At 42.7% G+C, this 10,685-nt stretch carries 6 protein-coding genes; 4 read left to right on the top strand and 2 right to left on the bottom strand.

Going from position 1 to position 10,685, the window contains the following annotated elements; all coding sequences use genetic code 11:
• Window positions 1–200: 200 nt before the first annotated feature.
• Window positions 201–1,544, bottom strand: a complete 1,344-nt coding sequence (locus AAFN85_RS31490; protein WP_347531949.1) for a HAMP domain-containing sensor histidine kinase — start codon at window positions 1,542–1,544, stop codon at window positions 201–203.
• Entirely contained in the window at window positions 1,534–2,898 is a 1,365-nt protein-coding gene (locus tag AAFN85_RS31485) for a sigma-54 dependent transcriptional regulator (protein WP_347531948.1), read from the bottom strand. Before AAFN85_RS31485 ends, AAFN85_RS31490 begins: the two co-directional genes overlap by 11 nt.
• Window positions 2,899–3,357: 459 nt before the next feature.
• On the opposite strand from AAFN85_RS31485, the gene AAFN85_RS31480 reads away from it, so the two are divergent.
• The 4 genes from AAFN85_RS31480 to AAFN85_RS31465 all read left to right on the top strand — a co-directional run bounded on the left by AAFN85_RS31480 (window position 3,358) and on the right by AAFN85_RS31465 (window position 10,557).
• Window positions 3,358–4,614, top strand: a complete 1,257-nt coding sequence (locus AAFN85_RS31480; RefSeq protein WP_347531947.1) for an efflux RND transporter periplasmic adaptor subunit — start codon at window positions 3,358–3,360, stop codon at window positions 4,612–4,614.
• A 125-nt stretch (window positions 4,615–4,739) separates the two neighbouring features.
• Complete coding sequence (locus AAFN85_RS31475) at window positions 4,740–5,417, top strand: ABC transporter ATP-binding protein (protein ID WP_090525339.1); 678 nt, start codon at window positions 4,740–4,742, stop codon at window positions 5,415–5,417.
• A 275-nt stretch (window positions 5,418–5,692) separates the two neighbouring features.
• The gene (locus AAFN85_RS31470; RefSeq protein WP_347531946.1) at window positions 5,693–8,062 is read left to right on the top strand and encodes an ABC transporter permease; all 2,370 of its coding nucleotides are present in this window, start codon (window positions 5,693–5,695) and stop codon (window positions 8,060–8,062) included.
• A 125-nt stretch (window positions 8,063–8,187) separates the two neighbouring features.
• Window positions 8,188–10,557 carry an ABC transporter permease gene (locus AAFN85_RS31465; RefSeq protein ID WP_347531945.1) on the top strand — a complete coding sequence of 790 codons (2,370 nt, stop codon included), beginning with the start codon at window positions 8,188–8,190 and terminating at the stop codon, window positions 10,555–10,557.
• Window positions 10,558–10,685 lie beyond the last annotated feature (128 nt).

Below are 10,685 nucleotides of genomic sequence, written 5' to 3'. Positions count from 1 at the left end.
CATCAGGGGATTAATGGTAAAAAGCCCATTGATATGGCTACCCTAAACAACAAAAATAATCCCTAATTCTGTTACCGAATTATCTAACCTTTACAATTGCGAGGTACGAAGCAATCGCACGGAGGCAGAGCGGCTCGGTATAGCATGCGATTGCTTCGTACCTCGCAATAACATAATGATTTGAGAGCGAGGGGCGTGGTTTAAAACGACAATATAAACGCCGAACCTTTCCCCTCGGTAGATTGCACCTGGATATTGCCTTTATGCAACAGCATAATCTGTTTACATAAACTCAAGCCGATACCGCTGCCTGTTTTACGGGTACTGAAAAACGGAATAAAGATTTTATCCAATAACTCCAGCGGCATGCCTAAACCGTTATCAATCACTTTAACAAAGGTTTTGCCGCTTTGTACCTCGGCAGTGAGGGTGACGCGTGGTTCTTCGCGGTCCTTTACTGCTTCGATGGCATTTACTAACAGATTGATCATTACTTGCTCAATAAGATTAATATCAGCCTCGATAGCAAGGGTTGGGTCGCGGAGGATGATCTCCAGTTCGATGTTCTTTTTCTCGAGTGTTGGTGTCATCAGGCTGTTCAGGTTTTCGAAAATATCGCGCACCATGATCTTGTTCAGATCCAGTTTGGTTATCTTGTTGAGGCTCCGGTAGCTTTCTGTGAATTTAAGCAGGCCTTCGCTGCGGCGTTTGATGGTATCTATGCCCAGCTCCAGGTCTTCCAGATCGCCGTGTGGCAAACTCTCGGTAATATCCGGGCTTTGCAGTCTGTTTTTAAGCGTGTCTGCCAATGAAGAGATAGGGGCTACGGAATTCATGATCTCATGGGTCATTACATTAAGCAGTTTTGACCATGCTTTCGATTCGGTTTCATCCAATGCCTCGTTCACGTTTTGGAAGGCAATGAGCTTGTTCAGTTTTTCATCACTCCGCATCAAACTGGCGCTCACCAATATTTTAACCTGTTGATTGCCTCGGGTTACCGTGATAATTTTGCTTTCGCCAGGTTTTAGCTTGATCAGATCATTGTATAATTCAGGTTGCCGTTTTTCGAGCGAGTGAATGGTTTTAAGATAGGGTACACCGATAATGCCCTTAAAAGCCTCGTTGATCCAGCCGGTTTCGCCGGTTTCCTCCTCGTAGGATAGGATACCGGTATCAACCAGTTCTAATATTTTTTGCAGGTAATGGTATTGCGTTTCGCGTTCGCGGCTGATGAGTTTGAAGGTGGTATTGATATCGTTAAAACCTTTACGCAGTGGTTTTAATTCATTCGGCGCTTTGCGTACATCAAAATGGCGGGAAAAATCCCGGTAATGGATCGACTCTACAAACTGGTTCACCTCGTCCTGCGCCTTCCGCTGAAACCGGATCATATCCACAACCGAATAAGCAACCAGCGGCAACAAGATCACCAAATACAAAAGCTGACCGAGATGAACTATTACAAAGGCGGTAACCACCAATACAACAAGCAGTAAAAAAACACGCAGCAGCAGCCGCCATTCGTAACGGTTAAATATCATATTTGCTTAATCTTCGGTATAGGGCGGTGCGGGTAAGGCCAAGTTCTTTGGCGGCACGGGTAATATTGCCGTTGTGCTTCTCAATCACCCTGAGTATCGCGTTTTTCTCCAGCGTACTTAACGGGATGTTATCTGCATCAACCGCGCCGCTATCGGTGTTTGTTTCCAGTATAGAAAAGATCAGATCATCCGGCCTAAGGGTCGTATCGTCAGCCATGATCACGGCACGCTCAATAGTGTACTGTAACTCACGCACGTTACCGGGGAAGTTGTACATTTTAAGCTTGTTGATGGCCGCCGCATCAAAATCCATCGATGATTTGAGGTACTTACTTGCGTACTGTTTTGCAAAATGACGTGCCAGTATCACAATATCCTCATTACGGCGGCGTAAAGGCGGCATGTTGATCTCCACAGTGTTGATCCTATAAATTAAATCTTTCCTGAACTTATTCTCATTAGCCAATTCGCTCAGTGGTACGTTGGTTGCGCAAATCAGCCTGATATCTACATCAACAGCCTTGTTGGTACCCAAACGGGTTACCTGTCGGTTTTGTAAAATGGTTAACAGTTTGGCTTGTTGCTGTAGGCTGATATTGCCTATCTCATCCAAAAACAAAGTGCCGCCCTGTGCTTCTTCAAAACGCCCCATACGGTCTTCACGGGCATCTGTAAACGCCCCTTTTTTATGACCGAAGAGTTCGCTTTCAAACAGCGTATCGGTAAGCGCGCCTACATCTACCTTAACAAAAGGTTTATCGGCACGCAAGGAACGCTCGTGAATAGCTTTCGCCATCAAATCTTTACCGGTGCCGTTCTCACCCAATATCAAAATATTGGCATCGGTAGGGGCAATTTTGTTCACCTTGTAAAAAATATCCTGCATCGCGTCAGATTCACCGAGGATGGCGGTATCGCCTGCGGTGCTTTTAACCGATGTTTTAGTGCTTTTAGCGCTTCCGCCTTCTTTTTTCTCCAGCAGATCGCTTATGGTGTTCAGCAGTTTTTCGTTGTGCCATGGTTTCACCACAAAATCGTTAGCGCCTTCTTTTAAGGATCGTACGGCCAGGTCAATATCGCCATAAGCTGTTATCATGATCACGCATACGTTGGGCTTCCACTCTTTCACCTTGCGCAACCAATACAGGCCTTCGTTACCGGTATTGATGGCGCTGTTAAAGTTCATATCAAGCAATACCATATCCACCTCATGGCGTTGCAGCAGCCAGTTCAGGTTTTCGGGGTTTTTCTCGGTGATGATCTCCCGCGCCTCGGGTTTTAACAACAGTTTTACCGCGGTAAGTACGTCCGGATCGTCATCAACAATTAAAACGGTAGCTTTTTTAAGTATCATTTATAGTTTCGGTTAATAGTTCATAGATGATTATCATAGCTATACATCATTATAGCTTATGATTAATTGAAGAGGTCAATTTAATAAAAGTTATAAATTTAAAGTAAATTGTAGTCCCTTTATTAACCGGCCGATAATAAGGCGAGAAATACTGAACTATAACCTATGAACTATATAATAAATTAAAGACTCGTTAACAGCCCAATCCGTTACAAATTTTATGCTAAATAGCCCTGTTTTACGATATATAAGCTATAAACCGTTCATTGTGAACGGATAAGCAGATGCGTAGCTATTTAAGCTCAAAAGCCGTACAAATACACTGTATCAATACCGTACACTTGCTGTAACAGAAGCGTACGCTTTAATTGAGTAAATGGTGTTTAAATAGCTGTAAAACAGTATTTTAATTTGTGGCATGTGTTTTTGTTATCACTAACAAAATATTATAAAAATACAGTGGACAGAAAAATTGAGAAAAAGACCTGGAACAGCAAAAAGATACTAACCATTGCGGGTATTACAGGCGTTATTATACTGATTGGCGGCAGCATTTACCTAACATCGGGCAAAAGCAAGCTTGATGTGGATACCGAACGTCTAACTATAAGTACTATTACTAAAGGCCCTTTCCAGGAGTTTATCCCGGTTAATGGCGTGGTTATGCCGTTAACTACCATATATCTTGATGCATCTGAAGGCGGTGTGGTTGAAGAAAAATATGTTGAAGACGGTGCCACCCTTAAAAAAGGCGACCCGATCCTGAAACTATCAAATACCGATCTTGAGCTTAACCTGGCTAACCAGGAAACCGCTGTATATGCCGAGCAAACTCAAATGCAAATTTCGCATAACAACGCTCAGCAAAACACCATTAGCAAGCTGAACACCATGGCCGATGTGGAGAACGCTTACAAAGAGGCCGAAAGGATCTACAAACTGGATAAACACCTGTTTGATCAAAAAGCTATCGGCTTGCAGGAATATCAATCGGCAAAAAACACTTACGATTACCAGGTTAACCGTTATAAATTAGCCAAACAGATCCTTACACAGGATACATCATTGGTTAAGCAACAAGCCTCACAATCGCAAGAGCAATATACCCACATGAAAACCACGCTCGAGCTGATGCGCAAAAAAGTTGCAGGCTTAGTACTAAGGGCACCTATCGACGGTCAGTTAACATCTATGGATGCCGAGGTTGGTCAGAACAAAAATAAAGGTGAGCACCTTGGCCAGATCGACGTACAATCGGGCTTTAAAGTTAGGGTTGATATTGATGAGCACTATCTTTCACGTATCTATACCGGCCTAAAAGGCGATTTTCAGTTTGCTGATAAAACCTATAACCTGGTTATTAAAAAGGTATATACCCAGGTAAAAACAACCGGTAGTTTCCAGGTTGATATGCAGTTTGTGGGCGCGGTGCCAACTGGTATCCGTAAAGGACAAACCCTACAGGTGCGTTTAGCGCTGAGCGATCAAATGCAGGCAGTGCTGGTACCTAAAGGTGGTTTCTTCCAGCAAACCGGTGGTAACTGGATCTTTAAGGTAAGTGAAGATGGCAGCAAAGCATATAAAGTAAACATCCAGCTTGGCCGTCAAAGCCCTGATTATTATGTAGTGACCGATGGTTTGAACCCTGGCGACAAGGTTATTACCTCGAGCTACGAAACCTATGGTGATATTCAGGAACTTGTATTGAAAAAATAAATATTTGTTGCAACGTATTCACTGTACCGAGCGTCATTATAATATAAAAGCCAATTAATTAATTCAGCATAAACAAAAAACAAATCATTCCCGGTTTTACCAGGAATGAAATAACGGAGGCACCAATGATAAAAATTTCCAATCTCGAAAAATTCTACCGTACTGAAGAGGTAGAGACCATCGCGTTAAACAAGCTGTCGATGGAAGTAGCAACCGGCGAGTTTGTTGCCATTATGGGCCCTTCGGGCTGCGGCAAATCAACCTTGCTTAACATCCTGGGCATGCTTGATGATCCGGATGCGGGCAGCTACGTTTTCAACGAAATTGAGGTAGCACACTTCAACGAGCGTAAACGTGCCGATCTGCGCAAGCACAACATTGGTTTCGTTTTCCAGAGCTTTAACTTGATCGATGAGCTTACCGTTTTTGAAAACGTTGAATTACCATTGATCTACACCGGTGTTGCCGCTTCAGAGCGTGTAAAAAGGGTAGAAGAGGTATTGGATAAAATGCAGATTATGCACCGCCGTAACCACTATCCGCAGCAGTTATCAGGTGGTCAGCAACAACGTGTGGCTATTGCCCGCGCGGTAGTTAACAAACCCAAACTGATCCTTGCGGATGAGCCCACCGGTAACCTGGACAGCAGCAACGGTAACGATGTAATGGAACTGCTTACCGATTTGAACGAACAGGGTACAACCATTATCATGGTAACGCACTCTGAGCACGATGCCCGTTACAGCCACCGCATTATTCGCCTGCTTGACGGACAAACCGTTATGGAAAATATCATGGTATAATTTTTCTAAGTCCGAAGTTCTAAGCCTCAAGTTCAAAGTCAGATTTAAGACTTAGAACTGTTGACTAAAGACTTGCGACTTAAATTCAAGTCGGAAGTTCAAAGCCGATAGTTCAAAGTCTTTTAATACTTTGAACTTAAGACCAAAGACTTACGACTTGCAATCCGCCCCCGAAATCAGTTTATAATAAGTTAATAAAATGCCTCCGCTGCCCCTCCGCAATTATTTGCAGAGGGGCATGCCGGGGAGTTTTTTGTTAAAAAATACCTACTCCTATGTTTAGAAACTACCTGAAAACCGCCTGGCGCAACCTAATTAATACCAGGTTTTATAGTGCTTTAAATATTGTGGGGCTTACCATTGGCCTGGCCGTTGGTATACTTATTTTGATTTGGGTGCAGGATGAGTTGAGTTATGATAGTTTTAATACTAAACGCGATAATATTTATAAGGTAAACGCTTCAATAGGTTCAGGAGCGAGCCAGCAGGTTTGGGGTGGAGTATCTCCTCCGGTTGCAGCCTTCGGCCTGAAGGAAGTACCGGCCATAGTTAGCGCGGTTAGATTGGTTACCTGCTATGATTATTCTGTTTTCAGGTATAAAGACAGGCTATTGAAGGAGGATTTTGGCAAACTTCAGTTTGTTGATGATGCCTTTTTTACACTTTTTGATTACAAGTTATTAAAAGGGAATGTTAAAACACCTTTCCCTAATGATCAATCGGTTATTATAACCGAAAGCACTGCAAAAAAATACTTCGGTAGTGAAGACGCGATGGGTAAAACCATTATGGGCGATAGTAAAGTTCCTTACACCGTTTCGGGCATATTGGCTGATTTTCCTCATAATTCAAGTATCAAAGGAGATATGTTATTCTCCATGAATGTAAGGAAGAAACAATACGATGGTAAAGGAATGTGGAAAACGATGGATGGCGATTGGGGTGATTATTATACCACCACCTTTTTACAGGTAAGGCCCGACGCGTCTATCAAGGATATCGGTGCCAAACTTACCGAAATACACATGAAAAACCAGCCGGGCATCAAGCCAACCGACGGCGTCTTTCAGCTACAACCGCTAAAAGATATCCATCTGTATAATCCAGATGGTACATCAACCGGGATGCAGATCGTGAAAATATTCTCAATTATCGCGGTGCTGATCTTGCTGATCGCCTGCATTAATTACATTAACCTTTCAACAGCGCGCTCTATACTCCGCTCAAAAGAAGTGAGTGTGCGTAAAATTATCGGTGCCGAACGGAGCCAGCTTTTTATACAGTTTATTGTTGAAACTGTATTGTGTTTTATTGTTGCCCTTGGCTTAGCCATCGGGCTTATTTACGCTATTATGCCGGTTTACAATAGCATATCCGGCAAGGAAATGCATTTCGACCTGTTTAATGCAGGCGTTTTGCAAATTATTGCTTTAACTATTATAGCAACGCTTGTTGCATCAAGTATATATCCCGCGTTACTACTTTCATCATTTAAACCTGTAAACGCGCTTAAGGGTAAAATATCCGGAGCCGGGAATGCCACCTTCCGCAAGGTTTTGGTGGTGTGTCAGTTCGCGTTTTCGGTAGGGCTCATCATCGGTACATTGATCATTAATAAACAGCTTCAATACATCAACTCTGTACAATTGGGTTATGATAAAGAGCATGTTTTTGCATTACCGCTGCGTGCCATGCAAGATCATTATGAAGCTATAAAAGCCGATTTGCTAAGCCATACCGAAATAAAAGGCATTAGTACCGGTAATACCAGTGTGCTAAGCAGCAACGGAAGCACCAGCGATACCGATTGGGATGGTAAACCTGCAGATCTGAGCTTTTTGATCAACCCGTTTGATATCGATAAAGACTTTATCGGCATGTTTAAATTAAAGTTTGCCGCCGGTACTGGTTTTACAGGTTCAAAATCAGATTCGGCTCATTATATATTGAACGAAACAGCTGTACGGTTGGCCGGGATTAAAGATCCTATAGGCAAACGTTTTAAGCTGCACGATCTTAACGGCACCATTATAGGTGTTGTTAAAGATTTTCATTTCGCTTCCTTAAAGCAAACAATTGAACCTGCAATATTTACATACAGGCCAACTTCGTGGCAATTGTTTGTAAAAACAACTGGTAAAGATGCCCCGGCTGCTATTAAACTGGTAGGGAAATACTGGAAAGAATACAACTCCGACTTTCCTTACGAATATAATTTTCTGGACGACGAGTACAACAATATGTACAGATCAGAACAGCAAATGGCTACGCTGTTTAACATATTTACAGGCATAGCTGTATTTATTTCATGCCTTGGTTTGTTTGGTTTGGCTACCTATACCGCGCAAATTAAAGTTAAAGAAATAGGTATCCGCAAAGTACTGGGCGCATCGGTAACCAATATTACAGCCATGTTATCGCGCGATTTTTTGATGCTGGTACTGATAGCCATTGTTATAGCCGCGCCAGTTGCCTGGTATGCTATGGATAGATTACTGATGAGCTACGCCTATCGTGCCGAACTGCATTGGTGGCTAATAGCCATAGCCGGCGGAGCCGCCGTGATAGTTGCTTTTTTAACTATAAGTTTTCAATCTATAAAAGCTGCGTTGGCTAATCCGGTTAAAAGTCTGCGGTCTGAATAGTCATTGAGTCATTTGCTGTGCGTCGTTAGGTCATTGTTGCAGGGCGCAAAGTAAAAGTGACTTAATGACCAAATGACTCAATGACGCGCAGCAAATGACTTAATGATAAATAAAAGGAGGGTTTTATGTTAAAGAGTTATGTAGTTATTGCTTTCAGGAATATCCGTCGTAACCTGAGTTACGCCTTCCTGAACATTTTCGGGCTTACACTTGGCGTGGCGGCCTGTTTGGTGATTTTTTTAATTGTGAGGAATGAGCTGGGGTACGATGCCTACAATAGCAAGGCCGATCGTACCTATCGTGTAACACTCCACGCACTCGATTTTAACTCCAATGTATCCATGGCCGTTATACCTGCCATGCGGGTAGATTTTCCTGAACTGGAACAAACCACGCAGGTTTTTTACCAGGGGGATGCCATGGTGAAAATAGGGGATAACCGTTACACTGAACACAATGTTGCCTTTGGCGATAGCCAGATCGATAAAGTTTTTGATTACAAATGGCTCGCCGGCGACCCAAATACTGCTCTGTTACAACCAAATAGCGTTGTCCTTACCGAAAGTATCGCCAAAAAATACTTTGGCAAAGGTAATGCCGTAGGTCAGCTGATCAATTTTGAAAACCAGCTGGATGTAAAGGTAACGGGCGTAATTAAAGATCTTCCTGCTAATACAAGCCTTCCGCTTTCGTTCCTGATCTCCTTAAACAGTATCGAAAATAAACTAAAAGGACCAATGGGCAACTTTTGGGCTATTATGGGCGGAAGCTATGCCTATATTGTTTTACCTAAAAACTATTCCATTAGTCAGCTAAATAGTAAAATGCCCGCCTTTATTAAAAAGAACTGGGGCGCCGATGTTGCCAAGGCAGCGGTTTTACCTTTTCAGCCTTTAAAAGATATCCACTTCGATCAACGATACATCAATAACATCATTACGCCTACATCAAAAGATACCTACTACGCCTTAATTGGTGTGGCTTTGCTCATCATCATCACGGCTTGTATCAATTTTATTAATCTGGCCACCGCCCAGGCCATTAAACGCGCCAAAGAGGTAGGCATGCGCAAAGTGTTGGGTGCAAGCCGATCGCAACTCATTAAACAATTTTTAGGTGAAACTACAGTGCTGGTACTATTCTCGGTGTTGTTGGGTGTTGCCGTATGTGCTTTTTTCCTGTCAAAAGCAGGGGATTGGATGTCAATCAATATTGATGCCTCGCAATTGATGCAACCTGCAGTGTTAGGTTGGATCGGTGCTATTACTTTAGCAGTGATTTTGCTGGCCGGTTTATATCCCTCGTTTGTGCAATCTGCTTTCCAACCAGTTGATAGTTTTAAAAATAAAAATGCCGGTGGCAGCGGAAAACTTACTTTGCGGAAGGGTTTAGTGATTGGGCAATTTGCCATATCGCAGATAATGATCATAGGCACCCTCATAGTAGCCAGGCAAATGGACTTTTTTAAAAACCAGGACCTTGGTTTTGATAAAGACGCCGTAGTATCTGTCCGCCTGCCCGATATAAAGAAAAAGGACGTTTTTAACCAGGAGATGGCAACCTACCCGGGTATTAAAGAAATAAGTTTTTCGTCGGGTGCCCCAAGTTTTAATAGCAGTTTTACCAGTTTTTCATCTGTAGAACAAGGGGTAACCAAAGATGATGTTACCGAGATTAAAGCTATTGATGAGAAATTTACAGATATGTTCAAGCTGCAAATGCTGGCCGGACAAAAGATCTGGAAAAAGAACGAAAAGGATACCATTCAGAAAGTAGTGATCAACGAAACCCTGATGCAAAAACTGGGGATCCAAAACCCACAACTTGCCATCAATAAACATATAACATTAGGTGGTGGCGACCAAAGTGCAACCATTGTTGGCGTGGTAAAAGATTTTCAAACTGAATCCAAACATAAAAAACGCCGCTCGTGCGTGCTGGAATACAATCCCGGTAGGTTTTTTATGGCGAGCATAAAAATACAACCGGGCAATATGACCGAAACCATTAACTATATCAACAAGCAATGGTCGGCCCTTTATCCTGATAATGTTTTTCAGTTTCAGTTTGTAGATGAACATATCGCTAATTTTTACAAGCAGGAACAAAAGGTTTACGTTGCATTTCAGCTTTTCTCCTACATCGCCATTTTTATTGGCTGTTTGGGCTTATACGGCTTAATTGCCTTCGCTGCATCGCAACGTACCAAAGAGGTTGGAATCCGTAAAGTGTTAGGCGCACCGGTAGCAAGCATCGTAGCATTGTTTACAAAAGAGTTTATTTACCTGATAGCGATAGCCTTTGTAGTGGCCGCACCGTTGGGTTACTACGTGATGCATAGCTGGCTACAAAATTTTGCATATCACATTAACATCGGCCCTGGGATATTTATGGTAGCGATAGCATCGTCATTTATAATAGCAGCCCTTACTATATCATACCAGGCCATAAAGGCAGCTACGATAAATCCGGTAAGGAGTTTAAGGGACGAATGAGTTGGTCATTGGGGCATTTACTGCGCGTCATTAAGTCATTGTTGCAGGCGCAAAGCGAAAATGACTTAATGACCAAATGACCCAATGACCCAATGACACGAAGTAAATGACCTAATGACCTAATGACC

The sequence above is a fragment of the Mucilaginibacter sp. CAU 1740 genome, assembly GCF_039839285.1.
In the GTDB taxonomy this organism is placed as follows: domain Bacteria; phylum Bacteroidota; class Bacteroidia; order Sphingobacteriales; family Sphingobacteriaceae; genus Mucilaginibacter.
This window is presented reverse-complemented; position numbering and strand designations above follow the sequence as displayed.